At 51.7% G+C, this 22,817-nt stretch carries 19 protein-coding genes; 6 read left to right on the top strand and 13 right to left on the bottom strand.

Features of this window, described 5'->3' with window-relative positions:
• The first annotated feature begins 165 nt into the window (after positions 1 to 165).
• On the top strand, positions 166 to 1,173 hold the full coding sequence (locus J3U06_RS06665; RefSeq protein WP_267444699.1) for a DUF805 domain-containing protein: 1,008 nt from the start codon (positions 166 to 168) through the stop codon (positions 1,171 to 1,173).
• 51 nt (positions 1,174 to 1,224) lie between these two features.
• Here the strand turns inward: J3U06_RS06665 and J3U06_RS06660 are convergent, their stop codons facing one another.
• Both J3U06_RS06660 and J3U06_RS06655 read right to left on the bottom strand, forming a co-directional pair.
• Positions 1,225 to 2,085 (bottom strand): hypothetical protein, encoded by an 861-nt coding sequence (locus J3U06_RS06660; protein ID WP_267444698.1) that lies wholly within the window; start codon positions 2,083 to 2,085, stop codon positions 1,225 to 1,227.
• An 81-nt stretch (positions 2,086 to 2,166) separates the two neighbouring features.
• The gene (locus J3U06_RS06655) at positions 2,167 to 2,823 is read right to left on the bottom strand and encodes a histidine phosphatase family protein (RefSeq protein ID WP_267444697.1); all 657 of its coding nucleotides are present in this window, start codon (positions 2,821 to 2,823) and stop codon (positions 2,167 to 2,169) included.
• A 213-nt stretch (positions 2,824 to 3,036) separates the two neighbouring features.
• On the opposite strand from J3U06_RS06655, the gene J3U06_RS06650 reads away from it, so the two are divergent.
• From J3U06_RS06650 to J3U06_RS06640, 3 genes are all read left to right on the top strand, one after another.
• Positions 3,037 to 4,374 (top strand): MFS transporter, encoded by a 1,338-nt coding sequence (locus J3U06_RS06650; RefSeq protein WP_267444696.1) that lies wholly within the window; start codon positions 3,037 to 3,039, stop codon positions 4,372 to 4,374.
• Positions 4,375 to 4,452: 78 nt separating this feature from the next.
• Positions 4,453 to 4,959 carry a GtrA family protein gene (locus tag J3U06_RS06645; protein ID WP_267444743.1) on the top strand — a complete coding sequence of 169 codons (507 nt, stop codon included), beginning with the start codon at positions 4,453 to 4,455 and terminating at the stop codon, positions 4,957 to 4,959.
• A gap of 108 nt (positions 4,960 to 5,067) precedes the next feature.
• On the top strand, positions 5,068 to 5,415 hold the full coding sequence (locus J3U06_RS06640) for a phenylpyruvate tautomerase MIF-related protein (protein WP_121914342.1): 348 nt from the start codon (positions 5,068 to 5,070) through the stop codon (positions 5,413 to 5,415).
• Positions 5,416 to 5,537: 122 nt separating this feature from the next.
• Here the strand turns inward: J3U06_RS06640 and rplI are convergent, their stop codons facing one another.
• The 7 genes from rplI to J3U06_RS06605 all read right to left on the bottom strand — a co-directional run bounded on the left by rplI (position 5,538) and on the right by J3U06_RS06605 (position 10,621).
• Positions 5,538 to 5,987, bottom strand: a complete 450-nt coding sequence (gene rplI, locus J3U06_RS06635; protein WP_024627583.1) for a 50S ribosomal protein L9 — start codon at positions 5,985 to 5,987, stop codon at positions 5,538 to 5,540.
• A 14-nt stretch (positions 5,988 to 6,001) separates the two neighbouring features.
• The gene (gene rpsR / locus J3U06_RS06630; RefSeq protein WP_015021310.1) at positions 6,002 to 6,250 is read right to left on the bottom strand and encodes a 30S ribosomal protein S18; all 249 of its coding nucleotides are present in this window, start codon (positions 6,248 to 6,250) and stop codon (positions 6,002 to 6,004) included.
• Positions 6,251 to 6,286: 36 nt separating this feature from the next.
• Positions 6,287 to 6,904 (bottom strand): single-stranded DNA-binding protein, encoded by a 618-nt coding sequence (locus J3U06_RS06625; RefSeq protein WP_045923912.1) that lies wholly within the window; start codon positions 6,902 to 6,904, stop codon positions 6,287 to 6,289.
• A 123-nt stretch (positions 6,905 to 7,027) separates the two neighbouring features.
• Entirely contained in the window at positions 7,028 to 7,324 is a 297-nt protein-coding gene (gene rpsF, locus J3U06_RS06620; RefSeq protein ID WP_015021308.1) for a 30S ribosomal protein S6, read from the bottom strand.
• Positions 7,325 to 7,491: 167 nt separating this feature from the next.
• A complete protein-coding gene (gene rfbB / locus J3U06_RS06615; protein ID WP_267444695.1) occupies positions 7,492 to 8,514 on the bottom strand; it encodes a dTDP-glucose 4,6-dehydratase in 1,023 nt (340 codons plus the stop codon).
• Positions 8,511 to 9,794, bottom strand: coding sequence for an ABC transporter ATP-binding protein (locus J3U06_RS06610; RefSeq protein ID WP_267444694.1), 1,284 nt, complete (start codon positions 9,792 to 9,794; stop codon positions 8,511 to 8,513). Before J3U06_RS06610 ends, rfbB begins: the two co-directional genes overlap by 4 nt.
• On the bottom strand, positions 9,794 to 10,621 hold the full coding sequence (locus tag J3U06_RS06605) for an ABC transporter permease (protein WP_267444693.1): 828 nt from the start codon (positions 10,619 to 10,621) through the stop codon (positions 9,794 to 9,796). Before J3U06_RS06605 ends, J3U06_RS06610 begins: the two co-directional genes overlap by 1 nt.
• A 155-nt stretch (positions 10,622 to 10,776) precedes the next feature.
• Between J3U06_RS06605 and J3U06_RS06600 the strand changes: the two genes are divergently transcribed.
• A complete protein-coding gene (locus J3U06_RS06600; protein WP_267444692.1) occupies positions 10,777 to 12,660 on the top strand; it encodes a DUF4422 domain-containing protein in 1,884 nt (627 codons plus the stop codon).
• Between the two features lie 113 nt (positions 12,661 to 12,773).
• On the opposite strand, the gene J3U06_RS06595 is transcribed toward J3U06_RS06600, so the two are convergent.
• Complete coding sequence (locus J3U06_RS06595; RefSeq protein WP_267444691.1) at positions 12,774 to 13,958, bottom strand: nucleotide sugar dehydrogenase; 1,185 nt, start codon at positions 13,956 to 13,958, stop codon at positions 12,774 to 12,776.
• A 162-nt stretch (positions 13,959 to 14,120) separates the two neighbouring features.
• On the opposite strand from J3U06_RS06595, the gene J3U06_RS06590 reads away from it, so the two are divergent.
• A complete protein-coding gene (locus tag J3U06_RS06590) occupies positions 14,121 to 17,138 on the top strand; it encodes a DUF4422 domain-containing protein (RefSeq protein ID WP_267444690.1) in 3,018 nt (1,005 codons plus the stop codon).
• Between the two features lie 154 nt (positions 17,139 to 17,292).
• On the opposite strand, the gene J3U06_RS06585 is transcribed toward J3U06_RS06590, so the two are convergent.
• The 3 genes from J3U06_RS06585 to J3U06_RS06575 all read right to left on the bottom strand — a co-directional run bounded on the left by J3U06_RS06585 (position 17,293) and on the right by J3U06_RS06575 (position 22,771).
• Positions 17,293 to 19,230: a DUF6541 family protein gene (locus J3U06_RS06585; protein ID WP_267444689.1), complete on the bottom strand. Its 1,938-nt coding sequence runs from the start codon at positions 19,228 to 19,230 to the stop codon at positions 17,293 to 17,295.
• 320 nt (positions 19,231 to 19,550) lie between these two features.
• Positions 19,551 to 21,530: a cell wall-binding repeat-containing protein gene (locus J3U06_RS06580; protein WP_267444688.1), complete on the bottom strand. Its 1,980-nt coding sequence runs from the start codon at positions 21,528 to 21,530 to the stop codon at positions 19,551 to 19,553.
• Between the two features lie 338 nt (positions 21,531 to 21,868).
• Positions 21,869 to 22,771 (bottom strand): glycosyltransferase family 2 protein, encoded by a 903-nt coding sequence (locus tag J3U06_RS06575; RefSeq protein WP_267444687.1) that lies wholly within the window; start codon positions 22,769 to 22,771, stop codon positions 21,869 to 21,871.
• Between the last annotated feature and the right edge of the window lie 46 nt (positions 22,772 to 22,817).

Raw genomic sequence — 22,817 nt, 5'->3', positions numbered from 1 at the left:
CAGCAAACATACCGAATCCGACAAACCAGCCCGAGGGAATATGACGAGTCCCCCATCCCCTGCACTACCCATGACTGGCAAGCAGAAGAAATGGCCTGCCATAATAGGAACATACAGAAGAATCAGATCCGGAATAATCAACAGAAGATGAGAGGGACAATATCGATGAGCTATCCAGATGATACGAACAACGGGGGCCGGAGTCCCAATGACCAGGGTTCGGCCAACGGCTGGCCCCAGAACGATCAGGCAGACGGAACCGCCTCAGGACCCACGGCTTACCTGAATCAGCCTCAACCAGGACAATCCGGCTATGCACAGCCAGCTTCGGATCAGAGCGACATCTACCATCCGATCAGCGAAGTCCAAAGACCTGCCGACGACCACCGCCAGGAACAGGCCTACCAAGAGCGGCCATATCGTCAGCAGCCGGGCTCCAACCAACAACAGCCCTATGGCCAGCAGTACTATGGACAACAGCAGGCGTCCTATGGCCAAGTTCCGAATCCCGACCAGGCCAATGGTCGGCCCAATGGCACAACCCCGCCGTCCGGCTATGCATCGGGCAACCCTTATCAGACACCCGAGGGTTGGTCGCAGGCAGGCTACCAATCGGGGTATCAAGCAGGCCAACAGCCCGGGCCTCAGATTCCACAGTATCCGGCTTACCCCTATGCGGATGCCGGATTCAATGGCGAGCCGCCACTGAACGCACCCTGGTACGGCATTGACTTCGTAAGTGCCTGCAAGCGTTTCTTCGCCAAATATGTGGTCTTCTCCGGAAGGGCCTCCCGTGGGGAATATTGGTGGTCTGTTCTCATGGTCTTCCTCATCAACTTAGCGCTCTCGCTCATCACCTCAGAATTCTTCTTTGTGGGACGGATCCTGTCCCTCCTGGTTACCCTTGGATTTTTCATACCGAATCTGGCAGTGGGCATACGGCGACTTCACGACACCAACCTGTCCGGTTTCTGGATACTCCTGCCCTTCGTAAGCGAGCTGGTGGGCGGCATCCCTCTGGTCTTCGCCATCATAGCTATTGTAGACGGGCACCCGGGATCCTCGCTCTCCCTGCTTGGCTTAGGCGCATTGATCATGATCGCCGGAGCCGTCGCCGGGATCATTCTGCTGGCCCGGCCCAGCGATCCACGAGGAGCCCGTTTCGACCGCTGAATCCACCCTTCCCTTCGCCTTGACCGATGCCAAGGCGAAGGGAAGAAATTCTTAAAGCTCCACAGGAGGCTTGTTGAGGTCCTCGGGCACATGGGCGAACTTGGCCTGCAGAGCCTCTCGACTCTTGCGCTCATCATCCTCCTTGGCCCTGCGCTTGGCCTCCTCGGGATCCCAGAGCACCTCCTGGCGATGGCGGTCCCACTCAGCGCCCACTAGAGGGGCCAGCAGATCGGCGAAAGCCTCGGGATCATTCAGCAATCCCAGGGCGTGGACGACATCCTCGTCAGACAGGAAAGCCCGGGGAATGCCCAGTCGCTCGTTGAACTCATTGACATAGACCAGGATTGGCGCGGCGGTCGCAGCATGGCCAGGGTCAGCGCCTGCACGCTGAAGCAGATCACGGCAGATCTCCAGACTCGTAGCAAGGGCCTGGGCCACTCCCTCCTTGTCCTGAGAAGATTCGGAAAATTTGTTCTGATCCTGCAGGGACTGCTCGGCCTTGGCCACTCCGGCAGCCACATCCTGCTGCCGGGCCTGGTCCCAGCCGCTGCCCAAAGTGTCAGCCAAATCCGCAAGCGCCTTGGACTGGTCGCCCTGCGCCTGTGCAGCCGCCTCGATGGCGTCATTGGCCGCCATGAGGGCATCCACCAGCTCCTGAGGACGTCCGGGGATGTCCTCAGCGCCCTCATAGACGTATTCAGCGTCAGGGATAGTCACATCCTCGCCCGTCATCAGCTGTGCCAGCACCATGCTGATGCGCACCTGCAGGTCCTCCGCATACTTGGCGTCGTTGGCCAGATGCTCGGCCTTTGTCAAGGGCCAAAGGTCCACCAGCCTGGCCCCCTGTTCAGCTGCCTCAGCCACGGCGGGCCGTCCGCTTATCGACTCCGCGCTCGATTGCACATCCACCATGATCATCACGCTCCTTCATCGGGTTCTCGGACAATCTTCCACGACAGTATCCCCTGTCATCCTAGGCCGCTCAAGCGGTCTTCACACGCCTGCCGCCGGGTTTGCATAGGCGATTCCCAGCACTTTGCCAGTAGCGCAGTCAAGGGTGATAGAGGTCACCGAGGCCAGGGCAGCGGCCCGGAGGAGCATATTGTGCTCGGGATGGCCGGTCTCCAAGAGGTGGCGATACGACCAGATGGGCGACTCATGTGAAACAGCCAGAACCTGTGCATCAGGATGGCTGCGGACCACCTGCCGGACAAAATCCCCCACTCGCCGGGCGATCTGCCGATAGGACTCCCCCCAGCTGGGACGGCGTAGATCCAGAATCAGCCTCAGGTTGGAGGGCCGCCAGAGGGCCCCCTGCCCGTAGCCGATGCGCTTGCCCCGGAATTCGTTGCCGGCCTCAATCAGACGACGATCGTACCTAGGCTCCAACGGTTTCAAGCCGTGCTGGACACGGGCGGGGTTGATCTGCTCAAGCAGGATGGCCGTAGTCTCCCTGGTCCTGTCCAGCGGAGAGGAGTAGACGGCTTCCAGATCGCGCATGCCGGGAGCGTCGGCCATAAAGCGGGCCGTCGCCTCGACCATGGCCCTGCCTCTGTCAGACAAGTGGAATCCCGGCAATCGCTCATAGAGAATATGATCGGGATTATCAACCTGGCCATGACGGACGAAATGAATGGTCGTCGCAGGCACGACCCACCTCCCAAACTCCCCGGCGAGCCTCATCAGTGGCCATGACGGAGGGTAGAATTATCAGTATCCCAATGGCACCCGTCAGGTGCCGATATGGTTACCACTGTAGCAGTGCCCCCAGCAGCCTCACATCCCTTCATACGTGGGGAAGGTCCTGAGGAAAACATGCTTCGGGACCGTGCAAACACCCTAGGAAAGCGAGACGAACAGCCCATGCCACGGCAATTGAAGGCAGCTCTGGTCGAAGCCGGCCGCAGGGTCTTCGGAGGATACTCGGCGCTCCTGCAACTGCCTCACACGGCACAGTTCGCAGTGGGGTCGGTCATTGCCTCCATGCCCTTCCCCATGGTGGGCATGACCATCACCATCTCGGTGCAGCACTACTACGGCAGTTATGCCCTGGCCGGCGCCCTGACCGCCATCCAGGCCGTGGCCCTGGCCCTAGTCAGCCCAATGCTGGGCAAGATGGTCGACAAGTTTGGCCAGCGACAGGTTTCCATCCCCACGGTTCTGGTCTGGATCGTGGCCGCCACGGTCCTGATCACGGCCATCACCGCCCATGCTCCCACCTGGGTGCTCTACCTGGCCACCCCCTTCATGGCGGCCATTCCGCCATGGGGAGCCATGAGCCGCAGCCGGTGGACGCATCTACTTCGTGGCGACCATCGAGCCACCAGCCAGGCCCTGTCCCTGTCTGGGGTCTTCGACGAGGCCATGTGGGTGATCGGCAACCCGCTGGCTTCCATCCTGGCGGTCATTTCAGGCGTGTTGGCCTTCTCCTTCACTGGGATCTGCGTGCTGGTGGGAGCCTTTATGTTCCTCTCCTGCCGAGAAACCGAGCCGCCCTCACAGACGGACATGGCCCGCGCCCAAGGCATCACCCGCAAAAAGTACAGAGAACGGCAAGCTCAGCAGGTGGCTAGTCTGCGGACCCAGGAGGGCGGAAACAACCGCAGCGGCGCCTTCTGGAGCGCTGGCATGATCGCCGTCTGCGCCACTTGGTTCGGCCTGGGAGCTTTTCAGAGCGCAGCGTCCATCTCCATCATCGCCTTCGCCACAGAGCAAGGGATGAAGCAGATGACCGGGTTCGTCTTCGCCTGCTTCTCCTTCAGCTCCCTGGTCGGCGCCCTGCTTTACGGGGCCAAGAACTGGACTATTCCACTCTGGAAGCGTTTCTACTTCTGCCTGCTGGTGGTCAACCTGGGTATCGGAACCTTCATGTTTGCCAGGAATCTGTGGACCATCATGGTCATCTATCTGATCATCGGCGTCTGCCAGGCACCCACCTGGATCAACGGCAACCAGCTCATGCTCCACCTGGTGCCGCCCATCCGCTTCACCGAAGGCATGGCCTGGCTGAGTGCCATGAATTCGATCGGGTCCTCAGCCGGTTCGGCAGTGGCCGGGCAGTTCATCGACCGTTACGGGTCCCAGGGCGGATTCGGGGTGGTCACTACTCTGGCTCTGACCTCGCTGGCCATCGCCTTTGTGGGCTTCCGTCAAATCCGCAACAGCACCGAGGACCCCATACTGACCGAGCTACCCGCCTGAGGGCGCAACGTAAGGCTTTTGCACACAAGCGGCTCCTGCTACCCCGTGAGCACAGGATGAATGATTGAATGGGCTATCGTGCGTAGATTAATCGGACAGCTGCTCAAGTTCGGCATCGTGGGCGTCATCGCCTTCCTGGTTGACATCGGCATCATGAACCTGCTGATCATGGGGCCGCACCTGAACAACGTCCTGGCAGGGGCCATCTCCTTTCTGATCTCCCTGGTCTTCAACTATCTGGCCAGCATGCGCTATGTCTTCAAACACCGGGAGGACATGGCCCGGTGGATGGAGATGGTAGTCTTCCTGGTCTCCTCGGTGATCGGCCTGGGGATCAACGAGGTGATCCTGTGGATGGGCACTGCCATGCTGCCGCCGGACGCCATTACCACCATGCACGCCCGTTACCTGCTCTACGCCAACATCGCCAAGATCACAGCCACCGTGGTGGTAGCCATCTGGAACTTCCTGATCCGCAAGTGGCTGCTGGACGCGCCAGCACCCGACAAGCCGGTCAATCCCCGTTCTGTGGCCCACCGTCTGGGGGACTGGTCCCTGAGTCATCGTCCCTTCGGCTGGCGCTAAGCCAGCCTGCCCGGTCGAGGCTACTATGGGACGGGAATAGTCAGCCATCCGGCATACGGACTGAGTCATCCTGATTGGTCATGCCGGACGGATCGGAAAGGAAGCGCCATGCCCGTCATCCACACCCATGTAAGCACACCCATCACCGCCGAACAGCGCGAACGGATCAAGACCGCCTATGGCAAGGCCATCACCGCCGTCCCCGGCAAGTCCGAGGGATGGCTCATGTGCCCCTTCGAGTCGGACATGCCCATCTACTTCGGGGGTAATGACAGCAAGCCTGCCGCCTATGTTGAGGTCAACGTCTTCGGCAGTGACGTACCCAAGTCTGCCTGGGAAAGCCTGACCAAGACCATCATGGACACATTGGAATCGGAGCTGTCCATTCCCAAGGACCGCACCTACATCCGCTATACGGCCACTACCGACTGGGGTTGGAACGGCGGCAATTTCTAGGCGAGTAATCCCCTGTAACGCATAAGGAGGCCTTCCCACGCATATACCTGCTGCGGGAAGGCCTCCTGCTTAAGCCCAGATCCCTATTTCAAAAAGGATCGTTATGGGATAGGTCAGATTTACTACTCTGCGACGACCTTAACCGTGAAAGCGGCCGAGATCTCGGGGTGCAGGGCCACGGTGGCCGGGAACTCTCCGGTGGTCTTGATGGTCTCCACGGAAATGGAGCGGGGATCCACATCGGCCAGGGGGCGAAGAGCCTGGGCGATGGCATCATTGGAGATGCCGCCGAAGAGCTTGCCTGAATCGGACACCTTGGCTGCGATCTCGACGGTCTGACCATCGATGGCGGTCTTGGCCGCCACGGCATCCTCACGGGTGGCCATGGACTTGGCCCGACGTGCCCGCTGCAGGGATTCAATCTGCGCAGCGGCGCCCTTGGACCAGGCGAAAGCCAGACCCTGGGGAATCAGAAAGTTGCGCGCATAGCCGGGCTTGACCCCGACAACGTCGCCCTTATGACCCAGATCGGTCACGGTATCGGTCAGAATTACCTTGGTTTCCTTTGCCATAATCCGGACCTCCCTCAGCGACCGTTGGTGGCATAGGGCAGCAGGGCCATCTCGCGGGCGTTCTTGATAGCCTTGGAGATCTCGCGCTGCTCCTGGACGGTGACACCGGTGATGCGGCGGGAACGGATCTTGCCGCGGTCAGAGATGAACTTGCGCAGCAGAGCCACGTCCTTGTAATCGATGGTATGGATCTTGGCAGCCCTCAGAGGATTCGGCTTCTTCTTGAAGGGCTTGACCGGCGGTTGCGGCCTTTTACGTGACATTGGTACTCCTTAAATGAATGATGACGCTATGAAACTTCAGAATTCGGGATCGTCTCCAGAACCACCGAACTCGCCGGTGGATCCAAAGGATCCGAAGGAATCGCCGGATCCGGTCGATGACCAAGGATCCTGGGCTGGGGCCTGCTGGCTCTGCGCTGGCTGCTGACGACCCATAGGGGCCGATGCCGCGCCGGCGCCGCCCTGGTAGGATGCCCCACCCTGGTAGCCGCCGTTGTTGGATCCAGCGAAACCGCCGCGAGATCCTCCGCCACCGGTGTTGGCGTTCCTGGTGACCTGAGCGGTGTTCCGTGTCAGTGCAGGTCCGATCTCGTCCAGACGCAGCTCCACAACCGTACGGTTGTTGCCCTCACGATCCTGATAGGAGCGCTGCACCAGACGACCCTGGGCGATCACCCTCATGCCCTTGGTCAGACTGGCCTGAATGTTGGAGGCCATGGGACTGTAGGTAGAATCCCAGGCCGAGCAACGCATGAAGAGCGAGTCGCCGTCCTCCCACTGCCCCGAGTTCCTGTTGAACTGTCTGGGCGTGGACGCGATGGTCAGGTTGGCCACCGTGCCTCCGTTGGAGGTCGTACGCACCTCCGGATCCGCAGTGAGATTACCCACCACGGTGATGTATGTATCTCCCGCCATGTCACGACCTTTCCTCGGAATGAGGACTTGGGAATGGGCCTGCTGGGGCGAATCCCGCACCCTTGGACCTTCGACGCGAGAACTGAAGGTCAGCCGACGCTTCGATGTCCTTTTGCTGTTTGCTTACTTGTCATCCTTGCGAAGAATCTTGGTGCGGATGACGGACTCGTTCAGGTTGAGCACACGATCGAGCTCAGCGCTGGCAGAAGGCTCGCAGGTGTATTCGACCACCACGTAGTTGCCTTCCTTGTGCTTGTCGATCTCATAGGCCAACTTGCGACGGCCCCAGACGTCGATGTTGTCGACAGAGCCGCCTTCCTTGGTGACCACCTCGAGATACTGGTCGGTCAGCTTCTTCAGCGAGCGCTCATCCATGGCCGGATCGGCAATGAACATCAATTCATACTTGTGCGCAGACATCACCCACCTCCTTTGGACTTACAGGTCACGGACCTTCCGTGACAGGAGGGTGTAGCACATCAACCCGCTATGCCACTTATACATAGACAGATAAATCATATGCTATCTATTGTGCAAGACAACCTGGCTGGTTGACATCATCGGTTTCAGGTCCTCGGATTAGGGTTTCAGCGGCTTTCTCGCTGATATCGCAATTCCGTCGTTTGCTTTGCAGCAATCCACCACGATTCATGCCTTTTATACCATTCTATAGTGGCCTCCAGACTCTTGGCGAAATCCACCTGAAGAGGCTTCCACCCCAACTCACGCCGTATCTTTGAAGCATCAATAGCGTATCTTCTGTCGGCCCCCGGCCTATCCCTTACAAACTCCACTTCGTCAAGAGGCCGGTTCATCATTGCCAAAATCATCTGCACCACAGCGAGATTACTGAGGCGATTATCTACTCCAACCAGATACGTCTGCCCCAAACGACCCCGACAGTAAACATTCCAGATCGCTCTGCAATCATCCTCTACGCTTAGCCAGTCTCGAACATCTTTGCCCTGGCCATACAGCTTGGGCCTATAACCCGTCAGTATATTGGTTATTTGCCGGGGAATGAACTTCTCCACATGCTGGAATGGACCATAGTTATTCGAGCTGTTCGTTATAGTCACTCGGGTGCCGTAAGTCCTCCACCAGGCCCTGACCAGATGATCAGAGGCCGCCTTTGTCGCCGAATACGGACTTGATGGACGATAGGGACTGCTCTCATCAAATCTCGTCACATCCTCAACGGATGTATCGCCAAATACCTCATCCGTAGATACATGATGAAAGCGCAGGTCATGGCGTCTTGCGGCCTCCAATAGAACGTAGGTCCCATAAATGTTGGTACGAATAAAGGGAGCAGCATCTCTAATGGAATTATCATTGTGTGATTCTGCTGCAAAATGGATGATTCCTTTAATATGATACTGCTTGACGATTTGCTCAACCAAAGATGAATCGCAGATATCACCCCTGATCACTATAGGCTTGCGCGACAAACCATCCAAACTATGCTGATTGGCGGCGTAGGTCATCTTATCCAGAACAACGACCTTCGCTTGCGGATTCACTCGGGCAAGATATCGAACAAAGTTGGAGCCAATAAAACCTGCCCCTCCGGTGACAAGAAGGCTGGCAACTTCATCCTTATCTGTCAATCTATGTCCTCCATGCCAGTACGGACGATCTCCATGCTTCTGTCGTTGATCAGGCCTGCAAAATTGGTAGTGCCATGATTGCGCACTACAAAATCGCAGGCATTCTCATCGCTGGTGAAAGCGAGCTGCTCGTAGTTGGAAAGGTTAGTAACGTCAGGGATGATCCGCATAGAGGCAATGATGCGGAAGTTCCCATCATTAAAGAGCTTGAGCGGCATGGAAAAATGAACCAGATGATGCCCCGGGCTATTGACATGAAAATGAGCTCCGCAATCGAAAGGTACCCCTCCCCGACCGGTATCCATGACCGACATGGGTATGTAGAAGTCGCTACCTCCCCGATAGTCATACTCTACATCGAACTCGAAGGTGTCATCGCAGGTAAGCAGCTGAGGCGATACTGGCAAGACCCTAAAGATAGGTACCTGATCGCTCAGTCCCGGCTCATGGGCTTGCTTTTCCGCCTTCTTTTCCGTTTTTTTCTGCCCAGCCTGGAGGTTCTCCAAGGTGTACTGGCTGGCAACATCATTCTTGTCTCCATCAACCACAATCTCGCCGTCACGGATCAGGATGGCTCTGTTGCAGTATTTCTTGACTGAATCCATGCTATGCGTGACAAGAATGACTGTTTTAGTCGGATCTTTCTTGATTTCAGTGAAGAAATTATCGCATTTGCGCTGGAAGGCCTCATCACCGACTGCCAAAACCTCATCGAGCACCAAAATGTCGCCTTGCGCCTTGATGGCCACGGAAAAGGCCAGTCTGACCTGCATGCCGCTCGAGTAGTTTTTCAGCTTCTGATCCATGAATTCACCCAGCTCGGCAAAATCGACGATTTCGTCGTACATGGCTGCTACCTGATCATGAGAGAAGCCAAGAAGCGCACCATTCAAAAAAACGTTTTCCCGGCCGGTCAATTCAGGATTAAAACCCACGCCAAGCTCGATGAACGGCACCAACTTGCCGTGAATATCCACACTGCCGTGTTCCGGCACATAGATTCCCGAGATGATTTTCAGCAGGGTGGACTTGCCCGAGCCATTTCTTCCTACGATGCCGAAGAAATCACCCTGATGCACTTGGAAGCTGATGTCTTTAAGGACAACCTGCTCCCTGTACCCTTTGATTCCCTTGGTCCAGTTGATGAAAGCCTGCTTTAGGCCAGTGGCCTGCTCAGTCGGCAACCTGAAAGACTTGGCCACATGGTCAATCGAGAGTACGACTATCCGATCATCAAACTGATCAACCTGCGTAGTTGACTTCCTCTCAACATCTTGCATTACAAAACCTCCGCGAATTGTCTGCTATGCGACCGAAAGACATACAGGCCGAACATGAAAATAAGAACTGTCAATAACAAAGGAATGAAAGCGAACAACTTATTGCCGTACAGGGTCCAAACGGTTGGCACGTTTTCAGGAGAAATGAGATTATGACGCACGTCCATGATGACCTGGGCTGCGGGGTCCAACAGCATAAATTTTGCAATTATAGGATAATTCTTTTGCACCATGGACAATGGATAAATAATGGGAACAGCATAAAACATAGCTTGAAGAACCACTTCCCAAATATGAGCGATATCGCGATAATAAACGAACATCGTAGATAGGATCATGGCAATGCCCAAGGCAAGGATATAGAGCTGAAACACATTGAGGGGGACCAAGAGAACCCTCCATGTGAAATGAGCCGTAGTGAACAGCCCGAAAACGATGACCACGCCCAGGTTGATTGCTAGGCTGATCATGGACCCCATCGTGACTGACGCGACGATGATGTATGTAGGAAAATGAACCTTACGCAGCAGGTCTCCACGGTTAACAATCGATTGCAGTCCCATGCTGGTGGCCTCCGAGAAGAAACTCCATAGGCAGGTGCCGCAAAGCAGAACAATGGGGAATGTGGGCGTTCCGTCAGTAAAATGAAGGAATCTTACAAAAACCACATACATGACGCAGAACAGCATCAGTGGCTTGAGAACCGACCACAGTACACCCAAGAAGGACCCTTGGTACCGGAGTTGAAAATCTGTCTTCACCAACTCTTTGAAAACGACAAACGAGTAGCGATACCTTTGCTGTAGTCGCTTAAAAAAAGCTTTCACAAAACTCCTATTCTACTGAACTCGTCCAAAAGCGCAAAAGCTCATTATCCCAGGAAATCTCTTACAAGGCAGCGGTTATTACCTCATATAAACAGGAAGCCCACAATTGGGAAGTAACATAAGTACCAACCACCAAGCAAGGAGTCTTATTTGGCATGAATAATAAGGACAGACAGAACGGGCAGCGTATAAAAATCTATGTAGCCACCCGTACGCGCGTTGCAGTCCCGCAATGCGATGCGATCAGTCTCCTGCAAGTCGGAACAGCACAAGCACCGGAAAAGCTCCCGTATATGCTTCACGACGACAGCGGGGACTCGATTTCTTCGCTCAATGCTATGTATTGCGAGCTCACTGCGCAATATTGGGCTTGGAAAAACGTCGATGCCGATTACTACGGATTCTGTCACTACCGTCGCTACTTCGATTTCAGCAGCGCACCTCACCAGGCCAACGACTACGGTGAAATCATGGATGACTTCATCGACGATGCCGCTGCACGGCGGTATGGCCTGGATGATGAATCCATCAAGTGCCAGGTGATCGGCTGGGATGTCATTACCTCTCCCATCAACAATGTTGAAGCCATGGGAGGGTATCATTCGTTGATCCAGCATTATGCAGGCAACGATCACCTACGAGTCAGTGACCTCCGCCTCATGTATGAGATCCTTTGCAAGAATTACCCTAAGTACAGGGAGGATGCAGATTCCGTATTACATGGCGACAAGGGTTCTTTCTGCAACATGTTCATAATGAAGAAAGAAATCTTCCAACAATATTGCCAATGGTTGTTTCCGCTCCTGCAAAAATTCACGGCCATATGGGATGCATCTACGGCCGACATTGAACGCATGAGAACCCCAGGACACCTGTCCGAAAGGCTGCTTAACATTTTCCTCTGCCATCATCAACGCACCAGCGGGAAGTGGAAAATCAAACAACTGGGATGCGTGCACTTCCGCTATCCCGATGCCCAGGAAACTGCAGAACCAGGAAGCGCAACGGACAAGGCTGTACCCGTAGTGTTGGCGGCCAACAATGCCTATGTGCCTATGCTAGCCACGACATTGACGTCCATACTACGCAATTCATCAGCGAATCGTCGATACCGCATCATTGTCTTGGAGCAGGATATATCAAAGGACAATAAAGAGATCCTTGCAGGGATATTCGCAAAATACCCCTGGTGTTCTTTGCATTTCCTTAATGTACGGCAGCGTATGGCCGGTAGAACTCTGACAACAAATAACGGTTTTATCAGCAATGAAACCTATTACCGATTCCTGATCCAGGAGGCACTGCCTCAATATGACAAAGTGGTGTATTTAGACTCCGATCTAGTTGTTAACCGAGACATAGCCGAGCTCTACGATACCGACGTTAGGCATTACGCTGTGGCAGCAGTCAAAGACCTGGACTTTTTAGGCAACCTAGGGTGGTATTCCGATGGCAAGCGTCTGCAATACGCCCGCAATGTGTTGCATCTGAAGCATCCATATTCATACTTCCAGGCCGGGGTGCTGGTCATGAACCTGAAGGCTCTCCGAATAATTCACACCACCAATGAATGGATGCAACTGGCAGCAAACCCTCACTACATATATAACGATCAGGACATACTCAACATGGAATGTCAGGGAAAAGTCAGGTTCCTTGACGGTCGGTGGAATGTCCTGCACGATTGCAACGACCGTGTCGAGACGGTCTTTAGGTACGCGCCAGCACAAGCATTCAAGGAATATGCACAAGCCCGCGAGGAGCCGTATATTGTTCATTATGCTGGCTTCGACAAGCCTTGGCTGGATCCTTGGTGTGATCTCTCGACCTGGTATTGGCTGTATGTCCGGAGCTCCCCGCTTTTCCACCAGATACTGGCGATCATGACTAAGACCGGATCTCTTTCGACCGGGCATCATAAACGTCTTATTACAGAAGACAGCCCTCTTAGGCAGCATGCCGACAAAATATTTCCGATTGGCTCCAAGAGGCGCTCCCGCATCAAATCATTGCTGCGAGTCATACTGCATAAAGCGTAAACAGCAGTGTTCTACAAACCTGGAATGTGTCCTGTTATAGCGCACAAGGAGGGAAGGCAGGTCTATTGACATCCGCCCCTTCCCAAGGGTCAGGAAAAGGACATTGACCGCTTTTACTCTCGATGCCACAAATCGCGGGTATAGACCTTATCCGCCACATCATTCACATCCTCAGTCATCCGGTTGCACACAATCAGATCACATGAGGCCTTGAATTCATCAAGATTGTGGGTCACCCTATGCCCAGCAAAACTATCCGCAGCCATGGGCTCGTAAATTATGAAATCCACACCCAGGCTATCCAAATACTCCATAATGCCCTGGATGGAACTTGCACGAAAGTTATCCGAACCTTTCTTCATGACCAGCCGGTAGATTCCAACCAGTTTAGGCTCGCGAGAGGCGATTTGCTCCGCTATGAACCGCTTTCGCGTATCGTTGGATTCAACCACTGCTTTGATCAGGGTCTGCGGCACATCCTTGTAGTTGGCCAGCAACTGCTTGGAGTCCTTGGGCAGGCAATACCCGCCATAGCCGAATGAAGGGTTGTTGTAGTAATCGCCAATCCTGGGATCCAGGCACACGCCCTTGATGATCTGTGTCGTATCCAAGCCACGGACTTCGGCGTAGGTGTCCATTTCGTTGAAGTACGAAATCCTCAGTGCTAAATAGGTGTTTGAGAAAAGCTTGATAGCCTCTGCCTCAGTGGCACGGAGCAGCAGGCAAGGAATTCCGTCATCCTCAGCGCCCTGCTGGAGCAGCTGAGCGAACTGCTCACCATAATGCCTCCAGCCCTGCATGTGGTCGGCAGGTATACCCACGACAATCCTAGATGGATGTAAGTTGTCGGCAAGCGCATGGCCCTCGCGAAGAAACTCAGGAGAGAACACAATGCGCAATTGCGGATGACGCTTACATATGGTCTCGGTATACCCTACCGGAACCGTCGATTTAATGACGATGCAGGCCTGGGTGTCACGACCATCCAACCTTTGAAGCTCGTGCTCGATTGATGAGGTATCAAAGTAATTACGCTCCTCGTCATAATCGGTCGGAGTGGCAAGAACAATGAAATCCGGCTCCTCGTAAGCCCAATCAGGATTCAGCGTAGCTCGCAGGTTGCATTTTCCCGAAGCAAGAAAAGCACTGATTTCAGAATCCTTGATGGGCGAATGCCCCTGGTTGATGGCATCGACCTTGTCCTTTAGAACATCCAGAGCTCGCACCTCATTGTGCTGTGACAACAGACAGGCCAGGGACAGACCGACATAGCCAGTACCTACGATCGTTATTCTCATATATAACAGTGTACAGTTCATTCCGTACTGGGAGTGTCAGGGAAATATTTGTGTAATCCAGCTGAATATTCAATGGCTATGTTCCTGCATATTGCGGCAACCAGGTAAAATACGTAGAGACTTCGTCGCCCTCGATTAGCTATACAAGGAGATGCCAGCTACATGCCAAAGATCTCAGTCGTAATTCCCGCCTACAACGTGGGAAGGTACCTTCCGGAATGCCTTAACAGCATCAGCTCACAAGATTATGAGGACTTCGAGGCTCTGGTCATCAATGACGCAAGCACGGACAACACATCGGCCATTGCAGCGGAAGCAGCTGGCAAAGACGAGAGAATTCGATTGGTGGAGCACCCCAGCAACATGGGCACCCATTTGACAAGACGCACTGGTGTGCAGGAAGCCAAAGGGGAGTTCACCTTTTTCCTGGACGGCGACGACGCCCTGGCGCCTTTCATGCTCAGCGAGCTGTCAGAGGCCATAGACCTTCACCCTGCTGACATCATGCATTTTGGCATCACTGTGATGGCAGCGAACGGCACTCTGGACAGCGAGCGGCAGGATTTTGAAAACTTTAATAACAAGCCTACCAAGCCAAGCCAGGGTCTCGATATCATTCGTGACATTTTTGATGAAGACCGCGGACAACAGGTGGACTGGCGGTTCACCCAGCGGCTCTACAAAACGGCCCTACTCAAGAAAGCCTTTGCCGCCATGACCGATAATCGCCTAGGTCGCTCCCAGGATGGGTATGAGTGTTTTGTTACATCGGCGCTTGCGCAGTCTTATCAGCCTATCAAGGAATGCAGAGGATACCGCTATTACTATGGCCGTGGGATCAGCGGCACCGGTCAGATTTCCCCCAAACTGTATGCACGATATTGCCGGGAATTCCAATCGAACTTCGCAGCTGCTTATGATTTCGCCGACGACCCACACTCGGCCATATTGCAGAAATGCGCCCTGGGATTCGAGCATAAGGGCACGGAGATACTTGCCAATGACTGGTTGCTGCGCATCGATGATGAGCATAAGGTAGAGGCCGCCCACGATATGAGCGATATTTTCGGCCCCGCCATCACCGGTAGGGAGATCTACCGCTTTATTCGAGATAGAGCATATGGCCTTCTTCATCAAAAATCCACCATTAAGGACACAGACCCTCTGTGGAGATGGAAAGTCATAGCAGATAGGATGTTTGTGAACTCTGCTCCCCCCCAGCAACTTGAACGCTATCAAAGCATGCGCAGCAAGGCCAATGAACATCTGAGTGATCTCAAGACCCGACAAACACTTGATGCCTATAATCGACAGCGCATCAGGATTTTTGTGACAACACACAAAAAGGTCGACATCCCAAAGTCTGAGATCCTGCAACCCGTGCAGGTAGGCCCTGGCCTTAAAAAGGCAAGGATGAAGAATACCCTCCATGATGATGACGGCAGCAATATCTCAGAAAAGAACCCCAGATACTGCGAACTCACCACGCAGTATTGGGCATGGAAAAACGTAGATGCCGATTACTACGGATTCTGTCATTATCGTCGATACTTCGATTTCTCTGAGGTCAACCATAGGGAGAATTCTTACGGAGAAGTCATGGACGACTATATCGACGATGCTGCCATTCAACGATATGGCCTGGACGATGCAACTATCTCCGCAACCGTCAAAGGCTATGACGTTATCACCGCCGGTATCAAGGACCTTCGCACAACTATCGACAATTGGGGCAGCCCGCTAGCTCTGTACAGGGCCGCATCGGATCTGTACCTGAAGGATCTGCAAAGGGCATGCGCCATTGTCATCAAGTCGCATCCCGACTATAGCGATGATGTCAAACAGTATCTGCATGGACATTCTTCCTGCTTCTGCAATATGTTTATTATGCGCAAGGATCTCTTCTTTGCATACTGCCAATGGCTGTTCCCCATACTTGCCGAATTCGAGCAGAGCACCGACATGTCCTCATACAGCCAGGAGGGTCTGCGTACGCCAGGTCATCTGGCCGAGCGGCTTTTCAACATCTGGCTTATCCACCAGCGTCATATCAAGCCCACATTGCGTATCAAAGAGCTGCAATGCGTTCATTTTACCCATCCCGAACAGCAGACGATCTGCAGGCCTCTTGAACTTGCCGAGAATGCAAAAGAGATCATTCCGGTAGTCTTCGCGGCCAACGACGCCTATGTCCCCATGCTGACTACAGCCATATACTCGCTCCTATCAAACGCATCAGACAAGTATCACTACGATATTGTCGTTCTGGAAAGGGATATGAGCAAGCAGCATAAGGCTGTCATAAGGAATTTTCTTGTGTCTTCCCCCAACATCACCTTGCGCTTCGTGAATGTGGAACGTGAAATTGCCGGCTGCAACCTGGCAACCTCCAATCAACATATTAGCATCGAGACATATTACCGATTTATCATCCAGACTGTCCTGCCTTTTTACGACAAGGTTTTGTATCTGGATTCAGATTTGGTAGTGAACGACGATATTGCAAAACTCTACAATACAGACTTGGGCACTGATCTCTTAGCGGCTATCCACGACATCGATTACCTAGGCAACCTAAACAACAAGGACGGCAAGCGGCTGCGCTACAGCAGGCAGGTATTAGGCATGCGGGACCCTTATTCCTACTTCCAGGCAGGCGTACTTTTGCTGAATACTGCTGAGCTACGAAAGCTGCATTCCCTGCCGGAATGGCTGCGGCTATCTTCAAATCCCAGGTTTATATACAACGACCAGGATGTTCTCAACGCCCAATGCCAGGGCCGAGTGACTTATCTGGATTGGTCATGGAACGTGATACATGACTGTGACGCCAGGTTGGAGCGCATATTCAGCCATGCGCCAGCCAACGCCTACTACGGCTATCTCCAGTCCCGTAAACAGCCAAGAATTATTCACTATGCTGGATTCATAAAACCTTGGAATGATGCCAGTTGTGATCTGGCTGACGTGTATTGGTCCTACGCCAGGCTGACGCCCTTCTACGAGAGCCTGATACAACACCTGTCTGACTCCCATAACCAGGTACATGTGGCAAAGCATGAACGAGCGATTGCTGAAAACAACGGACTCCGCAGGTTGGTAGACCCTATCGCCCCTATCGGCAGTGCACGCCGCGAGATCTTGAAAACGGTAGCCAGAGCTGTGGAAGGTCGGCAGTAGCATCATCAGACGTTGCCGGTCATTCTACTAAGAAGGTCGGTAGCGTCAGATTTCTTTCGGCAATCGTGTAGTAAAACACTGTAATCAAATTTAGCGCAATGCAGTTACCTGACAGTTTCCCTTCAAGCCCTAAAATATAAGACGCATAGATTGTTCATCTGCATGCGAATCGATACAGATCCCATTGACTCCCCGGCTCGATTTGAGAATCAAAGGCACTGATTTTTGCCAGCGTTCCCCGTTGTTCATATTTATTAATCAAACGGTCATCATGGAAGGGATAGTACTGCTCCTTATACGTAAACATACGCAGGCTTGGAGATTGTGGACCCATAGTCAAAAAGTACTTGTTGCTTCTCTCTTCAGGCTTGCTCTTTGCTTTATAACTGGTCACGACTGGGCACACTGTATGCAGCAGGCGTTCGGAATCACCTGAAGCGAATGCACGCTCCACTCCTCCGAACACCTGGCCATTTTTCGTATCCATGGGATTGTATACCGGATACAGCATATCCATTCCGTAGAGAGCCATTCCATACATGGAGCCATTCAATGGGTCAGACACAACTACAGCATTGTCCTCCACTAAGTTATGCACCTTCTTCAAGACATGGTATTTATCATGGCTTAATTGTTCCCCTGGAGTTTGTGCTTCGATATCCGTGCTACCAGCGACAATGGCCGACAATTGTTTTTTTGCTGGTTCAAAACTCGAACAGAATACTAAGACTACAACTAAAAGCAACGCTGCGATCACACTGACAGGCGTGAGTTCAACCTGGGATGACACAGGTCGGAATACAACATGGGTCTTCAAGCTTCTGTCATGACTAGGCTCAAGAAGGCAACGCAAACCAAAGGCCAGCAAGGGAACGACCGCCAAAGGTATCATGGTCAAGGGCCGTGTCTCCCCACGATACCATACAGCAGTGATCACGTTGGCCAATGGTCCAGTAAGCGCAGAACTGGAAATGAAGATCAGAGCAGTAAGAAGAAATGCTCCGTCAACAGCAAGTGCATCACGAAAACGCTCCCCGCAAAGCAGCAGGACTGCAATAAAACAAATACAGACCAAAGTTGCCATGAAGATGCCCGAAAGGCCAGGAACAGCGTCAGTTAAAACTGTTTTCACTGCATCGCCGAGACTCCTTGTCGGCCGAAAAGTATGGAACCATGACGAAGGATGCAGGTAAGCCTTGCCGTGATCACGGTAAGAGACATAAGTTAAGAAAAACCCTGCTCCGAGGAATATGCATAGAAGGAAGCAGAGAATGTCTCTTTTGGACATTTTCACCAGGATAAAAGGGGCTATGAAAACCAAATAGGTAAACGCCACTCGAGGATGAGCTAATAACATCAGTAAGACGAGAACAATTGTCAGTAGAGACCAACGGAGTATGTGAGTAATCGTGCTTTCGCTCCGCATAACGAGTGAATCCATCAACTTAAGACTGGAATACATCAAAAAAGGTAAAAACGACGTAGCAAGTCCATAAGCGATGAGTGGACCTGCGTTCAGCATCCAGTAGGGATGAGCCACCGATACCACGGACAGCACTGGTACTGCAATATTAAGGATGATCCGACATCTCTTAGCTGAATCTGAATAAAAATAAGAGCACCATAGCAGCATACCCATGGGGAAAAGAAGGCCTGATGTAACAAGCCATATCAAATTCACTCCAGTAAAAATATTGATCTGAATCCCCAACCAATTCGACACACAAATCAATATATAGACCAAACAATGAAACAGGGGTGGGTAGAAACTGTCATTAGGGTTAAGCCCCCACATGACTGAGAAGCCGTTCTGCATAAGCTTACGAATGAAGTAGTAGTGTGAAGGCGCATCAATAGCCTGGATAGGCGAATTCCACATACTCCAAGTTTTGGGAAACCAATTTACAACAATCAGAAGGGCAAGCAAAAGACCAAAACAAGAAGATGATAATCCACAAATTTGAATTGATTGTTTATTACAAGGTACAGCTATAGTGGCCTTATCTTTTGTGTTTTTCCCCTTGACGTTTTTTTTGATACCGACATTTGCTCTAATCAGATTGTTGCCTAATATGGGATGTTTGCTTCTCATTAATTCATTCTATTTACTACTTATTCTAAAGTAGAAATGATTCGCTAAATTTGGGATTGTTTTCTATCATAATTGGTGTGAAGTAAATAATCTACTAAACTGGATAAACAGACAACATTAACTCCTGTGCGACTATCTATTCAACTGTATCAACATAGACAAGTCTGCTAACATAATTCGCGGCTCTAAGCCGGAATTCATATCGAACAAAACGTATCGAATTACTGGTCTTAATAAGTATTGGTGACTCCTGAGTACATTACAATTCAGAAGCCACCAATATGAACTATTTCTGCGTCAAACTAAGATAATCTAAACGATCACTCCTGATTCAACACAGAGGAAATGTCACCTGAAACCGTCGCGCTTACTGCATCAGTACCTCCAAGTACATAAGCAGTGTTGTTGAACGTCCTAGTGGAATTGATCCAGTTGAGTGCGTCATGATTAACGGAAGTATCCGGGCTTACCAAGACAAGCGGCGCATCCTTTACTCCAGCTAGCACACCGCCAGCAAGTGCATCAGGGAAGTTTTCACCTGTTGCAAATACTGGAGTCGTTGGTTGCAAGTTACCGTTGGCTGCAGCATACTTTGCAATGTGAAGCGAAGTCTGATAACGCGTAGCACCACCCAGACGAACAATGTTAGATTCAGAGACTCCAGCACTCTTCAGTTGACCAATTACGCTGTTGGGCACAGCGGCAGATCCTCCAGCAATTACAATATTGGTGAAACCGTATCCTTTAATATCCTTAATGGTGCTTGCATCGAGACCATTGTTGCCACTCAGGAATACAGGATATTTGTTCTTCTGTGCATAAGCAGAGATTGACAGTGCATCAGCGAAATTTTCACCAGTAGCTATAATCGCAGTATCACCAGTCCAATTTGTGGCGACTACTTGCTTCTTTGCCTGAGCAAAGATCTCATTAGCTGTATCCCTACGGGTAGCGCCTGAGATACGGACGATCTTTGCATTTGGAGCAACCCGCTTTTCAATTTGGTTTATAACACCATCAGAAACCGCTGATTTCCCTCCAATGACCACAACCTTTCCAGGGTTCAAGCGGGAAATCTGTCCGTCTGCTCGGGCAGAAAGTCTGTACGAATTAGTCAAAATTACAGGAGCATCTGCTAAGCCAGAAAGACCGGAAGATGCAAGTGCATCGGGGAAATTATCTCCAGAAGCTACGATCACCGTGTCGTGACCTGAGTTGCCAGGATAAGCTTCTTCGACAATCTCACCCATCGTGTCGTATCGATCATTACCAGACAGCCGCTGAATTACACTTCTACTTTGCTTAACTGTACCAGAATAATGACCGAGCGTCACGTTATTTTGGGTTGATACGGCTGTGTTGAAATTAAACCATACACTATCGTATTTGGCTGGCGCAGACCATGTGACTTTATTGCTATTTGGCCCAACTACACCATTTTCACTTGTGCCCGTAATAGCCGCGTAGACCGGGCCAACCTTCAGACCATCGAGAACCCAATCAGCTTTTTTGTCGAATTCATGATCAGGCTTCACCGTAATATTCTGATCATCAGCACTCAACCCGTGAGTACTCAATGACACGATACCAAGAAGAGGAGTTATGTCTTTGATGTTGTTTTCGTCAAGAGTGAGCGCTGTTAGAGCAGTGAGATTACTCAACGGACTGACATCTGAAATCTTATTGTTCGTCAGGTCAAGCGTTGTCAACTTATCCAAACTACTAAGAGCAGAAATATCAGTGAGTTTCTGACCCTTTAGAGACAGTGACGTTAAATTCTTGAACGAGCCTACAGGTGACAAACCATCGATGAATTGTCTTCCATTCCCGTTGACCGCAAGAGTCTTTAATTTATTTTTCTGTCCTAGCTGTGAGAGGCCATAAACGATTGGATTCCCTGATAGATCCAAGTTCTCCAACTCATTTAGCCCTGACAACTCAGTCAGATCGCGAAGTCCATCGTTTGTCAAGCTGAGGGACTTAGTATTAGTGAAAGTTTTCAAACCCGCTAATTCAAGATTTGTCTTACCATCAACAGATACACTTATGGATTTGTCCTTAATATCCTTCATTAAGGAGCTATCATCACCAGTGCCTACTGCAACTGTATTCAAACCCGTTTTAATAGCTTCACGAAGATCACTATTTGGCACACACTGCTCGAGTGTGTTGTCGTCTTTGCACTTTGGTTCCGCTGCCTGTGCAGGCACAGTCAAAGCACCAACGCATGCAATCAGTGTTGCGCCGCAGATCAGACCGGCTCCCAGCTTCAACGGTAGGGATTTTTTAACTTTTGACAACTTACTCTCCTTCAATGTATAAGTTGTGCCATATATCAGTTTCTATTATCGTGAAAGAACCTACCGGCCCCTTCCGCAACAAGACTATACTCCTACATGAGTAGTTGGCAAGCTTGAATGTCATAGAATCTGACTCATCATTGCTTTAATCAGCATCTATAACTCTGTTAATTAACTGATTGGATTTTGCGACCTTGCTCCTTTCTAAGACACCTAGTCTAGCATAATACCACCAATCATTGTCATATAGAACCGTGTTTCAACCTCTGCTTCAAAAATGCGTTGCCTTATTTAAGTTAGTATTTATTGACGTGACACATCAACCAGTCGAAACAGAATTACAATAACTTATTCAAGTTATCGTCTCGGACAGCCTTGTCGAAATCCAGCTGGTATCCATTTGCGTTTAGATAGCCGAGTATCCGACTGAAAACCTTATCGTTGCCTCCGCTCTCAGTATTGACGTGGCAGAGAGCCTCTTCTTGAGTACCGGGCAAATATTGAAGAAGTTGATTATCTGTGGAAGCAACTACCGGAATAGGCCGATGAGCTCCTACTTGCATGATTTTCAACCACACGTCATCTGTGGTGGGGCATAGAGACATGATCAAGTTCTTGGCGAAGGTAGAGTCAGGCATCAAGTGTGGAGGGAAAAGCGTGCCGGCGCCGGTAGTGGCAAAAAGACGCATGGATGGCACACCCACTAGACGGGGATGATAATGCGGCGCCTCGTAAATCCAATCCTCATATTTTTTACGACTGCCGTCGCTGTTAAAAGTGATGAGATGGGTGCGGGAAGCCACTATGGTTTGCGGATAGCGGCGGTGGGTCGCTAGAAGATCCCCAATCATGGTGTTTCTGTAGATTAAATCATCATCAACTGTGACAACCAAATCGTTCGGAAATTCGCGCAGGGCCCAATAATATTTCTTGTGTGGTTTCAAATCGTCATTGACCCAACGCACCTGGACATCCATCCAGAGCAGGTCTCTCAAGCTGGAAGGCAGGTCACGTTCTCCACCTGGAAAATCAGATCGGCACAACCAAAGAATGATCAAATCAGGCAGGGTCTTTTGTGCAAGCAGTGATTTTATGGCCAGGTGAACAGTCTCGATGCGGGCTGGGTACGAGGTCATAGAGGCAATGATTCGTGGACGGCCAGGCGCCAGGGCCAGACTGCATCGGGTACCCAGACGCCTCAGTCTGTTGCGCTTCTCCTTGAAAGACATGCCTGTAGGCATAAATTCCACCTCACTTCGGCTACCGCTATAAATATAAACACTTTCG

The sequence above is a fragment of the Bifidobacterium sp. B4142 genome, assembly GCF_026537325.1.
GTDB lineage: Bacteria > Actinomycetota > Actinomycetes > Actinomycetales > Bifidobacteriaceae > Bombiscardovia.
The sequence above is the reverse complement of the archived record's forward strand: the minus strand, read 5'-3'. Positions and strand labels throughout refer to the sequence as shown.